The sequence below is a fragment of the Streptomyces odontomachi genome, from assembly GCF_024435355.1.
GTDB classification, from domain to species: domain Bacteria; phylum Actinomycetota; class Actinomycetes; order Streptomycetales; family Streptomycetaceae; genus Streptomyces; species Streptomyces odontomachi.
The window spans coordinates 37,712-59,072 of record NZ_JAMJWG010000035.1; the positions used below are offsets into that span (position 1 = coordinate 37,712).

Below are 21,361 nucleotides of genomic sequence, written 5' to 3' on the forward strand. Positions count from 1 at the left end.
TAAAGACGCGGTGAGCCGTGGCTGTCGCCGGTTCGGCGAGGGGTAGTCGAGCAGAGGCAGGGGAGACGGGGAGGGAAGACCCGATGTCCGAAGCGAGCGATCTGAGGCGCGGAGCGGGGGCGCTGAAGACCTTCAAGAAGCGGGTCGACGGTGTCCTCGACAAGCTTGACGGGTCACCGGGGAGCGCGAAGCAGGTCGCCCAGCACGAACTGCCTCCCACCGCCCTCAAGGGTGCTGGCGAGTTCCATGAGGCGGACCACCTCTACACCCAGTACGCCAGGGTTCACGAGGAACTGAAGCACCTCTCCAAGATGCTCGGTCTCCAGATCGAAGCCATGGGTATCGCGGTGCACGGCGCGGACATCGGCTACGACAACCTGGATGACGATCAGCGCCGGCGGTTCCACGCGTTGCAGACGCAGATCCAGAAGATGAACACTGAGGATGATCACGGCGCTGGCAACAAGTCCAAGAATGCCGGCAAGCCCAAGGACACGATGTCATGAGCCTTCACGGTAACCACGGTCCGCACGGCCCGCACCACGCGAAGGTCACCGATGACCGGAGTGCAAAGGCGTCCAAGGACGCGGCCGGCGAAGTCGCGAAGACGAACAAGGATGCCGGTCAGGAAGCTGCCGTGCGCGGCCTCCTCCACGCGTTCTTTCCCGGGTTGGGCGATCCGTTTCGTGTCCCTAACGGGAAGAACGGTCCGACTGATTTCGAAGGACGCAAGCTCAACGAGTTGATCGACCTCGTCGAGCATGCCGACCCGGGTCACCTCACGCGTGCGGGTCAGGCACTCTGGGATGCGCGCGACGCCATCAGCGACGCCGCCGAGGAACTCCGCGGGCACGTCGCCAACGTCGACTGGGACGGTGAGGGCGGCAGGAGTTTCGGCAAATGGGCTGGTGAGCTCGTCTCGAACGCTCACAAGCTGTCCGACTACGCCAGTAAGGCCGGTACCCAACTCCACGTCGCCGGCTCGGGCCTGTCCTCGGTCAAAGGCTCCATGCCCCCGCCGGACACCCGGGCGCACAAGAAGACCGTCGAGGAGATTCCCGAGCACAAGCGGGTCGAGGGGAACCCCGAGTACGACGAGGCGGTCAAGGTCGAGGGCCACCGCCAAGAGGCCATCAATCAGGTGAATCGGCTGGCCTCCTTCTATACGGTTGCGGCCACTTCGATGCCGAAGGACCCGCCTACGTTTACGCCGATGAAGGATCCGGGGATTCCTCAGCCGGTGGGTGGTTGGAAAGACACCGGGGGGACCGGCCGTACCAACACCGGCACACTCGAACGGGAGGGTGGCGTACCGGATTCAAGTGCCCATGGCCACGCTGTCGCTCACGGAGGCGACCGTCCTGATCTGAAGGCACATGGGACGATCTCTGACCTGCCACACCAAAATGTGAGCACGGAGATCGACAGCGCCCCTCCGCCGCTCACGCAGGCCCCACCAACCGTGACGGACCCTGGGCCGATTTCACCCTCGCACGGACAGACCAACCCGGTGAATCCGTTTACCACCGGGCCGGGGCCGCTGAACACGAGTCAGAACGGCACCCCTCCGAAGGCATTCGGTAAGACCCCGGGACCGATGGGCCGTGAGGCGATTTCGGGAAACCGAAATGTCAACCCCACAGCACGCGGTACCACCAATAACCCGATGGGGCGTGGACTGACCAGTCAGGCACGGGCCACGGGGCGTGGTGGCACGACCGGTCGCATGCCCATGGGCCGTGCTGTTTCTGGTGGCACCCCGCGGGCCGCGGGTCCGGCGAAGTCATCGCAGGCAGGCGCGGTCCGCAAGGGCGGCGTCGTGGGTGGCCGGCCCAACAGCCAGACACCCGGAGCGACCTCCCGTGTGCCTCGTGGCACCGTCATCGGTGGCCAGCAGCAAAACGGTGGTCGTACCTCGGGGACCGGGGGCAAGCTGGGACAGCGCGGCGTGATCGGCGCTCAGAAACCCGCGAGCCCCAAGACGCCGTCCGTGCGGCCCGCACCGGGTGCACCCGAGGGAGTTGTCGGGGCCCCAACGGAGCGCACTACAGGTCCCAAGGGAGAGCGGGCCGGGTTCACGCAGGGTGGATCCGGGCTGGTACGTGGTAATGGAGAGCAAAACCACGCTGCCGACCGCCATCACCCCGAAAGGGCGACCGAACGTCCGCAACATCAGGACGTCAATGGTGCTGAGCACACGACCCAACACGAGACACCGCACGCACCACCAGCGACCGAATAGGCCCTTCGAGCGAGGATGTACAGAGGCATGAAGTCAGGCACCGACCGAAGCGCCAGTTCGGCTGTGCGGATCCGAGGGCGCAGAGGATGGACTTCGGGCTCCATAGCGGCTGCGCTGGGTGCCTGGGCTATCGCACTTGCAGGATTCGCTCCTGCGGCGGTGGCTCAGGACATCCAGTCGCAGCAGTGGTACCTGGATGCCATGAGTGCCGACCAGATCTGGAAGGTCAGCACCGGCAAGGGGATCACTGTTGCGGTGGTCGACAGTGGTGTCTCTGAGACGCCGTCCCTTCAGGGCCGTCTCCTCCCTGGTAGGGACGTTACGCCGCAGTCGGGAGATGCCAACGACGACACCTCTGGGCATGGGACTTCGATGGCAGAGCTCATCGCCGGATCTGGTAAAGGCGGGGGAATCAAAGGCCTGGCGCCAGGCGCCAAGATCATCCCCTATCGCGTTAGTGGCCACTCTGCCGGAGAGAGTGATACTAAAAGTACCGATGATAGCGAGAAAGGCATTAGAGCAGCTGCAGACAGCGATGCCCGCATCATCAATATGTCGTTCGGATCTCCATACTACTACGACGATGTGGCGGCTGCGGTTAAATACGCACTCGGTAAAGGGAAATTGCTTTTCGCGGCTGTGGGGAATGAAGGCAAGACCAAAGAGGAATATCCCGCCGCCCTTCATGGCGTCGTAGGTGTAGCCGCAGTCGACAAGAATGGCACTGTCGGTAAGTTCTCCGAGCACAATTCCACCGTCGATCTTGCCGCCCCCGGCGTCGAGGTACCCACGTGGTGCGACAAAACCCTCGCGAAGTACTGCCCCGATACGCAAGGCACCAGCCAGGCCACCGCCCTAGCCTCCGCCTCCGCAGCCCTCATCTGGTCCGCCCACCCGGACTGGACCGCCAATCAGGTCCTGCGCGTCATGATCGACACTGCTGGGCGCAGCTGGGCGAAGAACGATCCGAGCGAGTATCTCGGTTACGGATTCGCCCGCCCCACGCGTAACCTCCTGCATGGGGAGGGTGATCCGGGCCCCGCCGACGTCGACCCCATCACCAACAAGAAGACCCCGACCGCCTCCACTGCAACCTCGGAGCCCGGGGACGCGTCCCAAGCTCCAGGTGACAAAACGCCGTCGGACAAGTCCGGAGGGCAGACCTCCGCGGCCGCCTCGGACAAGGATGACTCCGGTGGCAACGGACAGCTGTGGACCATCATCGGTGCGGTGGCCGCCGTAGTGGTGATCGGCGGTGCGGTGTTCGCCTTCACCAGGCGGCGGGCCGGGTGAGCGGCACGGGCGACGTGCCGATCGAGGCCCGGCGTCCGGTAGGACGAGATAGCCGGACTGTGCGCTTCCCAGCCCCACCACAAGGGCCAGAAGTGCTCGACAACTGAAAAGACCGCAGCACAGACAGCAAGAGGCTCACGAAGGGAAGGCCAGTCATGGCAGGCGGCCAGAAGGTCTCAGATCAACACCTCATCAAGCTCGAGCAGCACATCGTCGAGAAGTACGACTCCATCAAGGGCCAGGTCAAGCGCCTCCAGGGCACCATCGACCAGCTCGAGGCGCACTGGGTCGGCCTCGGAGCCAACGCGTTCGGCAAGAAGCAGGAAGAGATCAACGAGAGCCTGGTCCACATGGGCAAGACGCTCGCGAAGTTCCTGGACGCCATCAACGCCACCCGGAACATCAAGAACGACTCCGAAGACAAGATCCTCGCGGACATGAAGTCCATCGACCCGGGGCTGGGCAACCAGACGTCGGCCCTCAGCAGCTACTGACGGGGCGCGTTTTCTCGCCTGCGACTTAGCAAGAACTTCAAGGAGATCGATCACCATGGCGAACCCGCATTACGATGAACTTGCGGTGAAGTACGGCGGCCTCGACGCGATGGCCACCGAGCTCGGCAACCAGGCCAACAAGCTCGAGCAGGACCTGCACGACATCCGGTCGGCCGTGCACGCCGCCGCCCAGGGGTGGGAGGGCGACGCCCACACCACGTACCGGGAAGTGCAGCAGGCGTGGGACAAGGACGCCCAGGTCATCCACAAGGCGCTGGCCGACATCACCCGCCTCGTCCACAACGCCGGTGGTGACTACCGCGGCGGCGACAAGAAGGCCGCCAGCTACTTCACCTGACAGGCACAGCACGTCGCACTGGGGTGGGCATGCACGGGAGATGCCCACCCCACCCCACCTTCTGCGCTGCTCCCAAGCAGGTCAGGCAGCCTGAAGTCGGCGATCCCGCGGAGATCTCTTGTCCATGCACACGCCCCAGGGGGCAGACACGCCGTACCCCGGCGTGCCGAACCCGGGCGCCATGGCCTCCGCAGGGAACACCCCTCACACTCCACCTCCTCCCGGGCCCGTTCAGCCCTCCACCGGCTCCGATCGCGCCGCGCGCCAAGCCGGCCCGTACACGGTGATCACCCGGCTGGACGACCGAGCCTTCGCAGCGGCCGTGCCCGAGCGGCGGTTCATCGCACGGAGCGTGGACGGCGAACGGACGATGCTGGTCAGCACTCCGCTCGACGGTGCCGACCCACAAGCCTTCATGATCGAGGCCGAGGCCGCCCGCTACCACCTCGGCACCTGGGCCCTGCCGACCACCGAAGTCGCCGGCCCTGGCGAGGAACCCTGGCACGCGCGCCCGTACCTTCCCGTGCTGCCGCTTCCCACCGCCCTCCGCGTCCACGGCGGACCGCTGCCCGAGCACACCGTTCGAGCCGTCGGCCTGGCGCTGGCCGAGACGCTGCACATCGGCCATGGGCAGAACCTGACCCACGCGGGTGTCTCGCCCTCCGCCGTGCTGCTTGCCGCCGACGGACCACGACTCGGTTGCTTCGGCTCGGTACGTGCCGCCGCACCTGATGGCACGTCACGCACTGGTCTTCGCGGGCTCGACTCCGGCACCCTGCCGCCCGAGCAGGCCGCCGGAGGTCGACCGCGCCCGCTGGGTGACGTCTACGCGCTCGGCGCGACCCTCGCCTATGCGTCCACGGGTCACACGAACCCGGATCCGGATGCCCTGCCGCCTGCCCTGCGCCCCGTCATCCTGAAGTGCCTGTCCCAGGACCCCACGAACCGGCCCATGCCGCGGGAGTTGCTCGATGTCCTGGCCTCCGCCGCCGAGACGCCATCGGCGCAGGCCGGGGCGGTACCACATGGCGCCACCGTGCTGGACCCGCACGCCACGACCGCCGGTCGCGCCACCGCCCTGCTGGGCCCCGGCTGGCTGCCCGCCCGAGTCGTCGCGGCCCTCGCCCACCAGTCAGCCGCGGTGCTCGCCGCTGAGATCCCTGTAACGGCCCAGCCGCAGCAGGCGTGGCCGCCCCCGTCCGCCTCCGGAGGCATCCCCCAGGCCGCGTCATCCCAGCCGGGCCAGGGACCGGCATCCACCCCGCCGCCCCCCACCCCTGCCCACCAGATGCCTCCGTACGGGACGCCTCCCCAGGCCACTCCCGCCCAGCGGCAGTACTGAACTTCAAAAAACCCACCACTCAAGAGCCGACACCCCCATGCCCACGCCCCTCACCCACGACGACCCCCAGGCCCTGGGGGCGTACCGGCTCATCGCGCGGCTCGGCAGCGGCGGCATGGGCACCGTCTACCTGGCGCGCTCGCCCGGCGGCCGCACCGTTGCGTTGAAGACCATGCACGCGCGGATCGCCTCCGAACCAGCGTTCCGTACCCGGTTCCGGCTCGAGTCCGACGCGGCGCGCGTCATCGGTGGGCAGTTCGGTGCGCAGGTCGTCGACGCCGATCCGCTCGCGGAGACACCGTGGCTGGCCACCGAGTACGTGCTCGGGCCGCCACTGGACGACGCCGTGGAGCTGGCGGGGCCGCTGGCCGAGCCCTCGGTGCGGGCGCTCGGCGCCGCGCTGTGCATGGCCCTCGGCCAGTTGCACCGCTCCGACGTCGTGCACCGAGACCTCAAACCGTCCAACATCATGGTCACCGCGTACGGGCCGAAGGTCATCGACTTCGGCATCGCACGGGCCATCGGCGACGAGCGGCTCACCTACACCGGCTCCGCGGTCGGCACGCCGGCGTTCATGTCGCCGGAGCAGGCCACCGGGCAGGAACACACCCCCGCGGGAGACGTCTTCGCGCTTGCCGGTGTGCTGGTGTTCGCCGCCACCGGCGCCGGACCCTTCGGTTACGGTCAGGCGGCCGACCTGCTGTACCGGGTCCGCTACCAGGAACCGGAGCTGAGCCGCGTGCCGCCCGCCCTCGCCCCGGTCCTGGCCCGCTGCCTCGCCAAGGACCCGGCACACCGCCCCACGACCTCCCAACTGGCGGCCGAACTGCACGACGGCGACGGCGCGTTCGCCGATCACCTTCCCGACGCCGTGCTCGCCGACATCGGCCGGCGGGCGAGCGAGGTCTGGCAGACCGTGCCGCAGCGTCTCCCGCCGCCGGAGGACGAGACGGCCCCAGCAGCTGCACCCGCGCCTGCCGCCGGCCGGACGACCCGGCGCCGCATGCTGACCCTGGGCGCCGGCCTCGGGGGCGCGGCGGCGCTGGCCGGGGCGGGGGTGTGGGGGTGGCGCGAGTGGGGCCGGCAGGAAGAGGAACCCGCGGTGGAGGCGCCGACCCAGGAGCGGCGCAATCCGCAATGGTCACAGAGTTTCGAGCACCCGAGCAGGGACGAGACCGAATGGGTGACGCCCATCAGCGTCAAACACACGGTGCTGGTCGCAGACGGCGGACTCAAGGGATACGAGGCCAAGACCGGGCGCCTGAAGTTCGAGGCCGACGAGGGGGCCTACTCCTGGGAGGTAGCCGCGGCCGGCGGCGCCGTCTACCGGATGGCGGAGTTCAGCGACGACGACGTCTCGCCGCTTGCCCTCGCCAGCCTGCTCCCGGACGGCTCGGACAAGCCCATCGCCCGTTTCCACGACCTCAACGGCAACCTCAACGAGAACCAGGTGCTCTGTGCGGCCGAGGGCGTGCTGTACCTGGCAGCCGGACGGGGCACCTACTCCTCGAACAACTACGCCGGTCCGGACTGGACCCTCCAGGCCGTGGACACCGCGTCGGGAAAGCGAGCGTGGTCCAAGCCACTGCCACCCCGCGGGGTGGACCAGACCCAGAAGATGCGCTTCGTCAGCTCTCGGGTGATCGGCAAGCACCTCGTTCTGCTTCAGCGGGACGAGGACGACGCCGTGCACGGCGTGATACGCGATACCCGCACGGGGAACGTCCGGTGGGACAAGAAGCTGGACCTGGACCTTCAGACCGTTCCGCTCGCGGTCGACGGCACGCACTTCTACGTGTGGCGCGGCACCCTGCGGGCGCTGCGCCTGAGCGACGGGCATGACGACTGGGCCGTCCACCCGCTGCACGACGGCGCGTTGTTCGGCCCACCGGCCGTGGTGGACGGGGTCGTCTACGCCCTGGAGCAGGGTGTGGGCCTCATCGCGGTCGACGCCCGCAGCGGAAAGCGGCTGTGGGCCGAGAAGGACGGTGACGCGGAAAAGGCCGACCTCACCTCCCCGCCCGCCGTCGGGGCCCGTTACGCCTACTGCAAGCGGGGTCTGGACCTGAAGGCCATCAGCCTGGCGTCCCGCACCGCCGCGTTCACGTACATCAACGCCGGCAACCGCATCTTCGTCGATGCTCTGCGCCAGGTGATCTTCGCCGTGACCGATGACGGCATCAGCGGCATCCTTCTCCAATGACGTCGGCAGAAAGCCCCCAGCCATGAATCCGCTAGGCCCCGGAGACCCGCTCCGTCTCGGCCCGTACCGTCTGTTCGGCGTGCTCGGCGAAGGCGGCATGGGCAAGGTGTACGTCGGCCGGGACTCCGCCGGCGTCATCGCGGCGGTGAAGGTGCTACGGCCCGAACTCTCCCATGACACCCATCTCGCGCAGCGCTTCGTGCGGGAGGCGCATGCGGCGCAGGCCGTGCGCAGCAAGGGCGTCGCCATGGTGCTGGGCGCGCAGACCGAGGGCGGCCGGCCCTGGATCGCGACCGAGTACCTGGCCGGCCTCACCCTCGACGAGACCGTCGATGCACACGGGCCCTTCGACGAGGTGGCCGTACGCGCGCTCGCCGTGGCCATCGCGCGCACCCTGATCGACATCCACGCCGCCGGCTTCATCCACCGTGACCTGAAACCGGCGAACATCGTCCTGACCGCCGGCGGTCCCCGCATCATCGACTTCGGCATCGCCCGCCCCGAGCACGGCCTCACCCTCACCACCACGGGGCAGGCGCCGGTCAGCCCCGGCTACGGAGCCCCGGAACAGGTGCTGGGACAGCGTGTCACCCCGTCCGCCGACGTGTTCTCGCTGGGCGCGGTCCTGGTGTACGCGGGCAGCGGCCGGCCCGCGTACGAAGGGCCCCATGTGGCCGCGGTGCAGTACGAGGTGGTGCACGGCGCGCCGCGGCTCGACGGTCTGCCGGCGCCGTTGCAGCCGCTCGTGGCACCGTGCCTGGCCGGGGACCCGGCGGCGCGGCCCGCACCCGCCCAGATCGTGTCCGCCTGCGCCGCGCCGCGCGGCGCCGACCGGGCCTGGCGGCGCGGCCCGGTGGCGGCCGCCATCAAGGAACGCGAGGAGCAGGTACGGCAGCTCACCACGCTCACCACGCTCACGACGGACGTCGGTGGCACCCGGCAGGGGGTGTCACGACGCCGGCTGCTCACCGGCCTGGCCGCTTCGGGCACGGTCCTGGCCGCCGGAGGCACGGCCGGCTGGCTGTACCTCCGAAAGCCGTCCAGTGACCCGTTCGCCATCCCGCCCGCAGCGAGGACACCGATGGCGCGGAAGGAAACCATCAGCAAGGACGGCGCGGATGAGGAGTACTGGGAGCCGAAGGTGCTGTGGGCGGCCGACAAGGCCGACACCGACTCGCCGGCCTTGTTGCCGGTGCGCGACGTCGTCGTCTTCGGGTCGATGGACGGCGGCATCGCGGCGTACGACGTGCGGAAGGGCGACCTCCGCTGGACCGCACGCGAGGCCCGGGTGAAAGGCGGCTACCTCTCCCTGTCGGACCGGCTGGTCGCTGCCGTCGACGCGCACGGCACGCTCCGCACCTACGTGGCGTCCACCGGCGAGCCCAAGTGGACCTGCGACGCCGAGGCGGCGACCCTGTTGGCGGCCGACGCGACCGCCGTCTACCTGGTGACGAAGGACGGCCGGCTGCGCAGCGTGCGGCGCTCCGACGCCCGGATCCGCTGGACGGCTCAGGTGCCGGCGGGCTTCCGGGAGAAGCTGGGGCCCTCGGCCGCGGTGGGCAAGGGCCGGCTGGTCATGGGAAGCGACGACGGCAACGTCCTGGCGGTGGACACCGCCAACGGACGCCATGCGTGGGATCGCCAGGAGCAGTCGGCCACCGTGGTGCGACCCGTCATCATCGGCGACACGGTGTGCCTCAACGGCCTGACGCTGAGCGTCAGCAACCTCAGTGACGGCACCAGGCTGTGGAGCCACAAGGCCTTCCACTGGTCGGATGACGAGCCCCAGGTGTGGGGGGCGCCCGTTCTGTCGGGGCTCGGGATCTATGCCACGAACACCAAGGCTCCCTCGCGGCTGAGCACGATGGACGGCAAGACCGTGTGGGAGAACGACCGGTCAGGCACCAGCCCCATGCTCTGCCAGGGCGACGGGGTCTGGTGGGTGGACAGCGAGTACATGGACGACGGGAAGCCCCGGCTGCGTGCCGGCCATGTGGAGAACGGCGAAGAGGTGGGGTCGTACACCTTCGACGAGTCCCAGTACACCGCCATGGCCGCCGACGGAAACCGTGTCTTCTTCATGAACGACCACACGTTGTTCGTCATGTCGGTGTTCTGAGGACGAGACCCCGGCCGGCCAGGAGAGTGCCCCGACCCGCCGGAGCGGACCGGGGCACAGCACCGCCGGCGCTCGACTACTGCGCCGCCATCCCCCCGTTGTGCGGGGCCGGCTCCAGGTCGAACTCGCCGTCACGCGCGCCCAGCACGAAGGCGTTCCACTCGGCTTCGGTGTACCGCAGGACGGTGTCCGGGTCGATGCTGGAACGCATGGCGACGGCGCCGTCGGGGAGGTAGGCGATCTCGACGCGCTCCTTGTGCTCCTCGGTGCCGGGGGCGCTGTGCCATTCGACGTCGGAGATGTCCAGCGCGTAGAGCTCGTTCTTCTCGCGTTCCTTGCGGGCCTTGAGCTCCGCTTCGCTCTCCGTGTCCCGGGCTGGGTGCTGCGCGTCGTGCGCCTCGTCCCGCGCCTCGTTCCGAGCGTCGGCCATGGGGCGGCCACCTTTCACCCTGTTCGGATCGTGTTGCCCGGTCAGCCTACTGGGCTCGTCCGATCGGCCGATCATGTTCGGCCGTTTCGGTCCTTTCGGCCGGTGCGCCACGGTATTGTCACACTCCCGTCGTGGGCCGTCATGGGCGTATCCGCCGGCGGGGACCCGTCACTAGGGTGTCGGCCCATGCGCTTCGATCACGCACTCACGCTCGCCATGCCCGCGTACCGCGGCGGGTCTCATGGCGGCTCTCACTACCACTACCACTCCCACACCGGTTACGGCTCGTCCGGTGGCGGGGGCGGGGACTCCTGGGGCTGGATCATCCTGCTGGTCATCGTCCTCATCGGCATCTGCGTCTGGGCGTACTTCCGCCAGAACTCCGAAGACTGAGGCGACCCAGCGGAGCGTGGGAACTCGGGAACTCGCAAACGCGGGACCGCGCGGGAGAAGCGGGAAAGCAGGTGCCCCCGAGCCGTGGAGACGGCTCGGGGGGTACCTGGCGTCGCGGTCCCGGGGGCGTATGCGCCCGGGCTGGATGTCTACGGTGTCACGGACTCGCCGTCGGGGACCGTCGACGGTAGCTGTGCCTTGTCCGCGCAGCCGAGCTTCTCCGCCAGGTGGCGTGCCACGGAATTGAGGATGACCATCCTGTCCTTGCTGGTGGAGTGGCCCTTCAGCTGGTTTGCGGAGCTGAAGACGCCGGCGTCCACATACGGCTTCGTGCCGTCCTTGCCCTTGGTCGGGCAGGCGAAGTACAGGACGGTGGAGTTCTCCTCGGTGGTGGCGGCGTAGGCGCCCAGCGGATAGTAGGTGCGCTGCTTGTCCGGATCCGCCTTCTCGACCCCGGACCTGGTGGGGGGCTTGTCGGCAGCCTGGAAGTCCAGCTGGACCAGCGGGGCGCCGCTGTTGTCGCCCGGCACGTACACGGTGCATCTGCTGCGGAGTTCCGTGCCGTCATGCAGGTGTGCCGCGGCCCTGCTGAGGGAGAACCGGTTGGGCTGCCCCCCGGCGGTCTTTCCGGTGAGTTCCTCGAACGCGTCGGTTCCGCCGAGCCGCTTGAGCGCCGCCACCGCGGGCTCGTCCAGGGCGCCGTCGCAGATCCGGCCGGCCGGTGTGGCCGACGCGTCCGGGCTGTCGTCCTTGTCGTCCGAGCATGCCGACAGACCGGCCAGGGCCGCGATCGTCGCCGCCGCGGCCACCGAACGCGTCACCAGACGTCGGCGCCGACGGTGGTGTACGCGCTCGGGCGCGGTGCCGGGCTCGAGCCCGGCAGAACCGGCAGAACCGGCAGAAGGCGAATGACGCATGGCTCCCTCAGTCCTTGGCCGGCCCGCGACCACGGAACTGGTCCTCATTGGAACCGGTGGCGAGGTACTTGTCGCGCAGGTCGCCTGTGATGTCGTCGTAGTCGGCCTTCTCGCCGTGGCCCTTGAAGTAGTAGTCGTAGTCCTTGCCCAGCGCGTCCGCGCCCTTGTTGTAGTACTCCTGGCTCGTCATCTGCGACTGGTGGGCCGGGTCGTCCTGGTAGCCCTCGGCCGCGTTGTCGATGCCCCCGGTGATGAACTGCTGCACCGCGGAGCCCGCCGTGTTCGCGGCGAGCGGGACGAGGGCGGCGCCCGCTCCCTCACCGCCCGGAATGAGCGCTACGCCGCCGCCGATGACCGTGCCGACGCCCCACTTGATCCAGTCCGTCTTCAGGCTGAGGCTCTTGTTGGCGTCGTCGGCCTTGGCGCCGATGTCGGCTGCCGCCTGAGCGACCCGGGAGTGGTCCAGCACGCCGCGTGTCTCGGCCTCCATCATCAGCGCGTCCCGGCCACGGTCGTAGTGCTCCTGGTCCGTGGGGGGATTCTGCTGGAGCAGGCTCAGCGTGTAGATGTGCTGTGCCCCCGACGTGATCCTGTGCGAGTCCTCGTTCTGGCCGAGGACGCTCAGGAAGTTGATGGCTCCCTGGTTGCCGAAGTCCGCGCGGCCCGCGTACTGCGCGGGGAAGTTGGCGGCGTCCCTGCCGTGGTCGCCGATGCCCGACATGCTGTAGTCGATGTCGTCGATGTAGCTGGCCGCCATCTTGCCCAGGCTGTCGCCGAGCTCCGGGTGGTCCTTGAGCATCTTCGGCCCGTCCTCGCCACCGTAGATGTACGAGACCTGCTCCATGACGCCCGCCATGTCGGCGTTGCGGCGGTCACCGTCACCGGGGCTGAGGGGGCCCTTGTGGTCGAACGAGTAGCCGGTGGTGGCCGATTCCAGTGCGTGGCCCAGTGCGTCCTGGCCGGCCATGTAGCCGTGGTCCGTCTGGGGGTCGTCTGACCACCAGTGGCGTTCCTTGGTCAGGTACTTCAGGTGGTCGTTGAGCGCCGAGTCGCTCTGCTTCATGGGGTGATTGGGGTCGTTGTCGGGCTGCGCGAAGAACTCCGTCGACGCGTCCGGATTGTGCCCGAGCGCTTCGAGGAATCCGGTCATCGGGTCACGGCCACGGTCGCCCTTGCCATAGAAGTTCAGGTCCGTGTCCATGTTGGCGTTGTTGATCCAGTAGTTCATCTGCCCATCGCCGTTGACCTTCTTGTCGAGGTCGATGAGCTTGTTGCCGTACGAATTGAGGAAGTCGTCGTCGTAGTCGCCGTTGCGCATGAGGGCGCTCATGACCTGGAAGCCGTACGGATTGCCCGCGTCGTCGATCTCGAGACGCTCGGGACCCAGCTTGATCATGTCGTTCTCCCACTTCTGCATGTTCGCAGAGTCGGAGATCGTCGCGGTGCCGAGCGTGATGCCCAGGTTCTTCTGGAGCTGCTTCGCCAGTTCCAGGCGTGCCTTCGGGTCGGTGCCCAAGCCCTGGCCCTGGTACGGGTCGGCGATGCCCGCGTAGAACTCGAGGGTCTTCTTCGGGCCGACGCTGGTGGCCAGCTCCTCGGCGAAGAGCGGGTCCTTTCCGTACTGCTTCAGGTAGCTGTTGAGCTGGGTCAGCTCGGTGTTGCTGAGCTTGTGCGGATCCTTCTTCATCAGCTTGGCCATGTCGTCCGCCGCCTTGATGGCCTTGGCCGCGTCGTCACGGTTCTTGTAGTTGGCGTCCGAGAATCCGTACTTGGCCTGGTCGACGATGAGCTTCAGCGCCTTGGCCGCGGTGGTGTCGCTGGTGGTGGCGCCCTTCAGGATCCGCTGCACCTCGTCGCGGAGGTCGTCGACGTCCTGCTGGCTGTGCTCGGGGACCTTGGTGCCCTTGGCGGCGCGGTCGGGGTGGATGTTCATCGTCACGGTGAAGCCGCCGTCGCCGGTGTCCATCACCGTGAGGTTCTTCTTCAGGCCGCGGTCGATGGCGTCCGTGAGCTGCTTCTGGTAGCTCGTCAGCTCCCCGTGGGTGTCCTTGAGGATGGCGTGGATGGTGCTCGCCTGGGTGTGGGCGTCGTCGAACTCGCCGGCGGTCTTGTCGATGAAGTCGCGGGACACCGTGGCGTTCACACCGGCCCACTTGGCCTTGTGCGCCTTCCCCTTGAGATTGGTGTCCGCGTCCCGACTGATCGTCTGGAGCTTCTTCATCATCTCGTCCCAGTCGGAGATCGCGTCTCCGAGCTTGCCGAACTTAGCAAAGCGCAGCGCGTCGAGGTCCATCAGCCCTTCCTCTCGTCGAAGCCGTGGTCGAGCTGGGAAATGCTGCTGATGGTGCCGGCGATGTAGATCTCGTCGCCGGCGTGTGCGTTCTTCGTGTAGTCGAGGTGGTTGGAGATGTGCGCGCAGGCGTCCAGCAGCGTCTGGCACTGGTCGATCCAGTGCGAGGCGACATGGTCGAGGGCGCCACCGATGGCGAAGCCCTCCTGCTGAAGGCCGCCGGCGGCGGCCTGCGAGGCACCGCGGGCGTGGTCGCTGTACTTGTGGAAGTCGTTGTACAGCCGGTAGGCGGCATCACCGACTGCCGCCAGGTCCTTCTGGCTGACCTCGAGGTCGCCCTGCGGTGGCGGGCCGGCGCCGGGCTCGCTCGGCAGCTGGTTCAGCTCCATGTGCGCCGATTGTTTACCGGCGGCGTCCGCCTTCAACTGCTCCCACTCGTCCCACGCCATCCCGCAACCCCTTCCCCGTTGTCACCCTCGTCACTGCGCACCCGGTGGACCTCCGCGGCTCCCGTCGTCCCCCGCGTTCGCCACCTGGCGCAAATCTTATGCTCAGCCGATTAGCCTCAGAATGCGCGAGGCAGCCGTCAACCTACCAATGCTCCCGGTAAGGGGGCTGGTTGGGCCAGGGCCGCACGAATCCAAGACTGCGCCGGGCCGCGTACGGTTCCCCGACACCCGAGCGAGTGCGGTGGAGTCCGAAAAGTGGCCACTGCCCCGGTTCGCCGAACCGGGGCAGTGGCGACGAGAACGAGCACTCTCAGTGCTGCTGGGGCAGCAGGCCGATCTGAACCAGCGGCTTGCCGCGGCGACGCGAGACGAAGATGCCGCGTCCCGCCGGCATCGGCCGGGGGCGGACGCCGCCCAGCAGGTCACCCTCGCTGGGGTCGCCCGCGAGCACCAGGCCCTGGGAGCCGAGCTCCGTCATGCGCTGGATGAACGGCTCGTAGGTGGCCCGTCCGGCACCCGCCGAGCTGCGGGCGATGATGAACCGGACCCCGACGTCGCGGGCGAACGGCAGCAGCTCGGTGAGTTCGGACAGCGGGTTGCCGCTGGAGGTGGAGACCAGGTCGTAGTCGTCGACCACCACGAACACCGTCGGGCCGCGCCACCAGCTACGGGTGCGCAGCTGCTCGGCGGTGACCTCGGCCGTGGGGGTGCGGCGCTGCATCAGGTCCACCAGGGCCTGCACGTGGTGGCCCATCGCGTTCGACATGGGCACGTACTCGGCCAGGTGCGTGTGCGGTGTGACGTCCAGCAGGGCACGGCGGTTGTCGACGACGAAGAACTTGCAGGCGTCGCCCGTGTAGCGCTCGCAGAGCTGCTTGATCAGCAACCGCAGCAGGTTCGACTTGCCCGACTCGCTCTCGCCGTAGACGACGAGGAACGGGTCCTGGTCGAAGTCGACGAAGACCGGCGCCAGGTTGTTCTCGTCGAGGGCGAAGGCGACACCGCGCTCGGGGTGCAGATGGCCGGCGGGCAGCTCCGCCGCGGAGAACTCGCGCGGCAGCAGCCGTACCTCGGGCGCCCCGGGCACCGTCCAGTGCCGGGCGACCTCGGCGGCCAGCGAGGTGGTGGCCTCGGCGAGCTCGGTGTCGGAGGTCAGCCCGTCGATCCGCGGCACCGCCGCCATGAAGTGCAGCTTCTGCGGTGACTGGCCACGGCCCGGCACCCCGGTCGGCACGTTCGCCGCGGCCTTGCGGTCGAACTCGGAGTCCATCGGGTCACCCAGCCGCAGCTCCAGCCGGTTGCCGAGCTGGTCCTTCAGGTTGGAGCGGACCTCCATCGAACGGGACGCGGACAGGATCAGGTGGATCCCGTAGCCGAGCCCGCGAGCCGCGATGTCGAGGACGAAGTCCTCCAGGGGCTCGTAGTCGGAGCGGAAGTTCCCCCAGCCGTCGATGATCAGGAAGACATCGCCGAACGGCTGGTCGGTCACCGAGATCTCGCCACGGGCACGCCGGGTGCGGTACTCCGCTATGGAGCTGATGCCGGTGGCCCGGAAGTACTCCTCGCGGCCGGTCAGCACCCCGTACACCTCGGAGACGGTGCGCCGCACCTTCTCCGGGTCGAGACGGGAGGCGACCCCGCCGACGTGCGGCAGGCCGGCGACCGCCGACATGCCGCCACCGCCGAAGTCGAGCCCGTAGAACTGCACCTCGTGCGGGGTGTGGGTGAGGGCGAAGGAGGCGATGATGGTGCGCAGCAGGGTCGACTTGCCGGACTGCGGACCGCCGATGAGCTGCATGTGGCCGGCCGCGCCCGAGAAGTCCAGCCAGAGCGGGTCACGGCGCTGCTCGTACGGCTTGTCCACCAGGCCGGCGGGGACGACGAGCCGGCCGGCGCCCTCGTAGCCCGGCTGGGTCAGGCCGCGGCCCTGCACCGGCGTCAGACCGGGCAGCAGGGCGTCCAGCGGCGGCGGGCTGTCCAGCGGCGGCAGCCACACCTGGTGCGCCGCCGGACCCTGCGCCTCCAACCGGCGCACGATCACGTCGAGAACGGTGTCGGCGAGCGCGTCGGAGGCCGGGTCGCGCTCGGGGGCCGCCTCCTCCTGCCGAGGCTGTTCGAGGTAGCGCACGGGCACCGGCGCCGCGGTGAACAGCACCGGCCGCCGGTCGATCGGCACCGGCCCGCCCTGCACCACCTGCTCGGCGCCCGAGCGGTACACCCCGGAGACGTACGCCGCCTTGAACCGCACCATCTCGTCGGTACCGAACTTCAGGTAGCCGGAACCGGGCACGTTGGGCAGGTGGTACGCGTCGGGGACGCCGAGCGCGGCGCGGGACTCGGCGGCCGAGAAGGTCCGCAGACCCACCCGGTAGGACAGGTACGTCTCCAGGCCGCGCAGCCGGCCCTCCTCCAGGCGCTGCGAGGCGAGCAGCAGGTGCACGCCGAGCGACCGGCCGATACGGCCGATCTGCACGAACATCTCGATGAAGTCGGGCTTGGCGGTCAGCAGCTCGCTGAACTCGTCGATGACGAGCACCAGCGACGGAACGGGCTGGAGCGGGGCACCCGCGGCGCGGGCCTTCTCGTAGTCGTGGATGTTCGCGTAGTTGCCGGCGTCCCGCAGCATCTCCTGGCGGCGGTTGAGCTCACCGCGGATCGAGTCGCCCATGCGGTCGACCAGGGTCAGGTCGTCCGCCAGGTTGGTGATCACCGCGGCGACGTGCGGCATCTGCGCCATGCCGGCGAAGGTCGCACCACCCTTGAAGTCCGCGAGCACGAAGTTCAACGTCTCCGACGAGTGGGTGACCGCAAGGCCGAGCACCAGGGTGCGCAGCAGCTCCGACTTGCCGGACCCGGTGGCGCCGACGCACAGCCCGTGCGGGCCCATGCCCTCCTGGGCGGCCTCCTTCAGGTCGAGCATCACCGGGCGGCCGTCCTCACCGAGCCCGATGGGCACCCTCAGCCGCTCCGCCAGGGCCCGCGGGCGCCAGGTGCGCTTGGTGTCCACCGAGGCCGGGTCGCCGAGGCCCAGCAGGTCGGTGAACTCCAGGTTGGCCAGCAGGGGCTCGTCGTCGTCGGCACCGGTGGCCACCCGCAGCGGGGCGAGCTGGCGGCCCAGCGCCTCGGCCGCCGGGTAGGACATCAGGTCGGGAGAGCCCTCGTAGACCAGGCCGTCGTCCGACTCCAGGCGGACCGACTGCGGGTGCACCACGACCGACAGGCCGCCGCGCGCACCGGACAACTCGCCGGCCACGACCTCGACCACCGTCACGCCCTGGAGACCCTCCGGCGACGCCAGCCGGGAGACCGGCAGCAGGGAGACACCGTCCAGGATGACGACGATGTGCGGCTGCTCCGGCAGCGGCGCACCGGCCGGATGGAAGCGGGGCCGGCCGTCGAGACGGGCGGCCAGCAACTCCTCGATCTCCATCGTGTCGGTGGAGATCAACCGCCGGCTGCCGGCGCCGTCCGTGAAGCCGGCGAGCTGGGTGTGCGGCAGCCACTTCGCCCAGTCCCACTCGGCCGTCGCGTTCCGCCCGGCCGCCACCGCGATCATCAGGTCCTCGGGCGAGTGCAGCGAGGCGAGCGAGGCCGCCAGGGCACGCGCGGTGGCGCGCGCCGAGTCAGGGTCGCCGCTGATGGTCAGGTGGTAGAAGGCGCGCAGCGAGACCGCCATGGGCAGCGCGTCCAGAGTGCTGTGCAGCGCGAGGAAGCGCTGCATGGCATCCGCGGTGAGGGGCTCGAGCTGCTCCACCGGCTTGGTCTGCGGCGCGATCAGCGGGGAGGCCAGGGACTGCGGGCCGAGCCCGATGCGGACCTGCGCGAAGTCCTCGTCGGCGGGCCGCCGTTCCCACACCCTGCTGCCCTCGGCGACCAGCGCCCACAGCTGTTCCGGGGAGGGGTGCAGGTAGTACTGCGCGTCGCGCTGCGCACGCGCGGTCTCCCGCACGGCCTGCCGGGTCTGGGCGAGATAGAGCAGGTAGTCGCGGCGCATGCCCGCCAGTTCGCCCTGGGTGCCGCGGCGGTAGCGGACGATCATCGCGATCGCCATGGCCACCGACGACGCCACCATCACGCCACCCATCACCTTCATGAAGGGCTGGGTGGTGGGCATGAAGTAGAACACCACGGAACCGCCCATGCCGAGCATGGGCAGCAGCTGCATGAGCGCGCCCTCCTGCTGGCCCCGGGGCAGCTCGGGCGGCGGCTGTAGCTCGATCTCCTCCGTCGGCACTTCCGACGGCAGAACCCGCGATGGGCGCTTGACGATGATCTGGCTCACTGCTCGTCCATTCCGTGCCGGATGCGGAAGTCGGCAGGCGCCCTGTGTGGTGTCGGACGGACGCCGACTGCCGCCTGATCCTACTGACATATGACCGGGTGTGCGGACGGTAGGGTGTACTCCGCATGCCTGCGCAGACGCGAACTCGCCGTCGAAAGCGGGGCAGGTGGGACGCCCGGTGGCCCCGGGCCAGCTGCCCGGTTTTCGAACGGCGGGTCGTCGTCCCGCCGTCCGGCCGGCGGGACACGGCCTGCCGCAAACCGTCGAAGGACGCCCCGGGCGGGCGGTACGCGGACCGCACGCACCCACGGGTGGCAGCGGCCGGCCCGGCAGCGGCGGCCGGATCGCGGGCAGGCGAGGAAGTGGTGGCCGGACAGGCGGCCTTGGCCCGTGCGGGGACAAGGGGCCCACGACCCGTGAGGGGGAGAAGCAGGTGAGCATGGTGTCCTCGATGACGGGCGCCGGTCCCGGCGGTCCGGGCCTGGCGGCACAGTCCACCGTCCGGTCGGAACTCGGTTTCTGCCGCGTCACCATCGTCGCCCCCGACAGCCGCGTCGACGTGGCCCTGCCCGACGACGTCCCGGTCGCCGACCTGTACCCCGAGGTGCTGCGGCTGTCCGCGCAGAGCCCGGCCGAGGGCGCCCCCGTCGGCTACCACCTGGTGCGCCGCGACGGCTCCGTGCTGGAGAGCGCGCGCAGCTTCGCCGCACAGGGCGTCCTCGACGGCGAGCTGCTGAGCCTGCGCCCGTTCGCCGACTCCCTGCCGCCCGCGGTCTACGACGACGTCTCCGACGCGGTCGCCTCCGCCGTCTCCCGCGACAGCACGCTGTGGAACGAGAGCCTCACCCGCGGCGCCGGCCTGATCGCCGGCGGCGTCCTGCCGGCGCTGCTCGCCTTCATGCTGTGGATCACCCGGCCGGGCCACGACATGCACGGCCTGCCCGGCATCCTCGGCGCCGTCGCCGGCATCCTGCTCGTCACCCTCGCCGCGGTACGGGCCCGGGTGTACGACGACCGGGGGTCGGCCGTCGCACTGGGCCTCGGTGCCCTGCCCAACGTGGCGGTGGCCGGATCCGGACTGCTGCCGCTGGACGCGGGTCACGGCATCGGGCGCCTTCAGTTCCTGCTCGCCTGTGCCGCGGTGCTGGTCGCCACGATCTTCCTCACCCTCATCTCACCCGGCGGCGACGGACCCTTCGTCGCGTTCGTCTTCGCCTCGGGCGTCGGTCTGGTCACCGTCTTCGTGGCCAGCCTCACCGAGTGGGCACCGGTGGAGACCGCGGCCGTGTGCGCCCCCGTCGCCGTCGGGGCACTGGCCTTCCTGCCCGGCATGTCCATGCGCTTCGCCCGGCTGCCGATCGGGTTCTCCTCCCCGCACGCCTCGCCCGGCGGCAGCGGCTCGGCGTCCGACCTCGGGCCGCACCAGCCCGTCGACGCCGAACGCATCGCCGCCCAGGCACGCCGCGGCCACGAACTGCTGGTCGGGCTCGTCGGCGGATGCGCCCTGGTGTCGGTGGGCGCCGCCGCGGTCCTCGGCTTCTCCGACAACCTCTGGGGCCAGCTGCTCGCGCTCGCCACCGGACTCGCCATGCTCATGCGCGCCCGGCTCTTCCGCTACACCGCCCAGGTCGTGGCGGCGCTGGCCGCGGGCCTGACCGCGCTGGTGCTGCTGGGCGTCGGGCTGAGCCTGAACCCGCCGCTCACCATGATCCAGCACGCGCTCACCGGCGACAGCCGTGACCTGGACATCCGCACCCTGTGGCTGGCGGCGGTCATCGGCGCCACCGCGGCGCTCACCACCGCCGTCGGCCTGATCGTCCCGAACAAGGGCATCACCCCCTTCTGGGGCCGCTTCCTGGAGATCGCCGAAGGCTTCGTCCTGATCACGCTGGTGCCGCTCACCCTCGCGGTCTTCGACGTCTTCGCGGCCGCCCGGGCCATGACGAGCTGAGCCCCGCGGCGCCGAGCGGCGGCCGCCGGCGGCGTGGCGGCCCGTCGCGGACAGCCGGTGACGGGGCGGCTCCGTACGGCTGGTAACCTGTTCACCGGCCGTTTGTGTACGCGCCCCCGGATCCCCGTGCTCAGGTGATCTGGAGGCAGCGCCCAGCGGATCCCCGCCTCCCGAGTCACGGAAGCCTCCCTGAGACGAAGACCAGGGGCACTCGGTGGCATACGCAACGAATTCAGGAGTGCAGCGTGTCGCTCGACGCCACCACGAAGAAGCAGATCATGACCGAGTTCGCCACCAAGGAGGGCGACACCGGCTCCCCGGAGGTCCAGGTCGCCCTGCTGTCCCGGCGCATCTCGGACCTGACCGAGCACCTCAAGACGCACAAGCACGACCACCACTCGCGTCGTGGTCTGCTGATCCTGGTCGGCCAGCGTCGCCGGCTGCTCCAGTACCTGGCCAAGAAGGACATCCAGCGCTTCCGGACGCTGGTCGAGCGCCTGGGCATCCGCCGCGGTGCCGCCGGCGCCAGGTAGCAGGCCGTGAAGGGAGCGGTTCCCCCACCCGAGGGAACCGCTCCCTTCGCCGTAGCTGCGAACGC

Annotated in this window: 16 protein-coding genes; 11 read left to right on the plus strand and 5 right to left on the minus strand. The window is 69.4% G+C overall.

What is annotated here, in order from left to right:
- Positions 1-83 precede the first annotated feature (83 nt).
- The 8 genes from NQO67_RS40310 (at position 84) to NQO67_RS40345 (ending at position 10,051) form a co-directional block, all read left to right on the plus strand.
- Positions 84-506: a DUF2563 family protein gene (locus NQO67_RS40310; protein WP_255955529.1), complete on the plus strand. Its 423-nt coding sequence runs from the start codon at positions 84-86 to the stop codon at positions 504-506.
- Positions 503-2,242 (plus strand): hypothetical protein, encoded by a 1,740-nt coding sequence (locus NQO67_RS40315; RefSeq protein WP_255955530.1) that lies wholly within the window; start codon positions 503-505, stop codon positions 2,240-2,242. Before NQO67_RS40310 ends, NQO67_RS40315 begins: the two co-directional genes overlap by 4 nt.
- A gap of 159 nt (positions 2,243-2,401) precedes the next feature.
- Positions 2,402-3,535, plus strand: a complete 1,134-nt coding sequence (locus NQO67_RS40320) for a S8 family serine peptidase (protein WP_255955531.1) — start codon at positions 2,402-2,404, stop codon at positions 3,533-3,535.
- A gap of 155 nt (positions 3,536-3,690) precedes the next feature.
- Positions 3,691-4,029, plus strand: a complete 339-nt coding sequence (locus NQO67_RS40325; protein WP_255955532.1) for a WXG100 family type VII secretion target — start codon at positions 3,691-3,693, stop codon at positions 4,027-4,029.
- 55 nt (positions 4,030-4,084) lie between these two features.
- Entirely contained in the window at positions 4,085-4,387 is a 303-nt protein-coding gene (locus NQO67_RS40330; RefSeq protein ID WP_255955533.1) for a WXG100 family type VII secretion target, read from the plus strand.
- Positions 4,388-4,568: 181 nt separating this feature from the next.
- Positions 4,569-5,729 (plus strand): protein kinase family protein, encoded by a 1,161-nt coding sequence (locus NQO67_RS40335; RefSeq protein ID WP_374119285.1) that lies wholly within the window; start codon positions 4,569-4,571, stop codon positions 5,727-5,729.
- Between the two features lie 37 nt (positions 5,730-5,766).
- Positions 5,767-7,932, plus strand: coding sequence for a serine/threonine-protein kinase (locus NQO67_RS40340; RefSeq protein ID WP_255955534.1), 2,166 nt, complete (start codon positions 5,767-5,769; stop codon positions 7,930-7,932).
- Between the two features lie 22 nt (positions 7,933-7,954).
- Positions 7,955-10,051 (plus strand): serine/threonine-protein kinase, encoded by a 2,097-nt coding sequence (locus tag NQO67_RS40345; RefSeq protein ID WP_255955535.1) that lies wholly within the window; start codon positions 7,955-7,957, stop codon positions 10,049-10,051.
- 76 nt (positions 10,052-10,127) lie between these two features.
- Here the strand turns inward: NQO67_RS40345 and NQO67_RS40350 are convergent, their stop codons facing one another.
- Positions 10,128-10,481 (minus strand): DUF397 domain-containing protein, encoded by a 354-nt coding sequence (locus NQO67_RS40350; protein WP_255955536.1) that lies wholly within the window; start codon positions 10,479-10,481, stop codon positions 10,128-10,130.
- Between the two features lie 186 nt (positions 10,482-10,667).
- Between NQO67_RS40350 and NQO67_RS40355 the strand changes: the two genes are divergently transcribed.
- Positions 10,668-10,874 (plus strand): hypothetical protein, encoded by a 207-nt coding sequence (locus NQO67_RS40355; RefSeq protein ID WP_255955538.1) that lies wholly within the window; start codon positions 10,668-10,670, stop codon positions 10,872-10,874.
- 149 nt (positions 10,875-11,023) lie between these two features.
- On the opposite strand, the gene NQO67_RS40360 is transcribed toward NQO67_RS40355, so the two are convergent.
- From NQO67_RS40360 to eccCa, 4 genes are all read right to left on the minus strand, one after another.
- Positions 11,024-11,695, minus strand: a complete 672-nt coding sequence (locus NQO67_RS40360) for a hypothetical protein (RefSeq protein WP_255955539.1) — start codon at positions 11,693-11,695, stop codon at positions 11,024-11,026.
- A 103-nt stretch (positions 11,696-11,798) separates the two neighbouring features.
- A complete protein-coding gene (locus tag NQO67_RS40365) occupies positions 11,799-14,084 on the minus strand; it encodes a DUF6571 family protein (RefSeq protein ID WP_255955540.1) in 2,286 nt (761 codons plus the stop codon).
- Complete coding sequence (locus NQO67_RS40370) at positions 14,084-14,530, minus strand: hypothetical protein (RefSeq protein ID WP_255955541.1); 447 nt, start codon at positions 14,528-14,530, stop codon at positions 14,084-14,086. Before NQO67_RS40370 ends, NQO67_RS40365 begins: the two co-directional genes overlap by 1 nt.
- Before the next feature lie 310 nt (positions 14,531-14,840).
- Positions 14,841-18,812, minus strand: a complete 3,972-nt coding sequence (gene eccCa / locus NQO67_RS40375; RefSeq protein WP_255955542.1) for a type VII secretion protein EccCa — start codon at positions 18,810-18,812, stop codon at positions 14,841-14,843.
- A gap of 439 nt (positions 18,813-19,251) precedes the next feature.
- On the opposite strand from eccCa, the gene eccD reads away from it, so the two are divergent.
- On the plus strand, positions 19,252-20,763 hold the full coding sequence (gene eccD, locus NQO67_RS40380; RefSeq protein ID WP_374119286.1) for a type VII secretion integral membrane protein EccD: 1,512 nt from the start codon (positions 19,252-19,254) through the stop codon (positions 20,761-20,763).
- A gap of 245 nt (positions 20,764-21,008) precedes the next feature.
- Complete coding sequence (gene rpsO, locus NQO67_RS40385) at positions 21,009-21,296, plus strand: 30S ribosomal protein S15 (RefSeq protein ID WP_255955543.1); 288 nt, start codon at positions 21,009-21,011, stop codon at positions 21,294-21,296.
- Positions 21,297-21,361 lie beyond the last annotated feature (65 nt).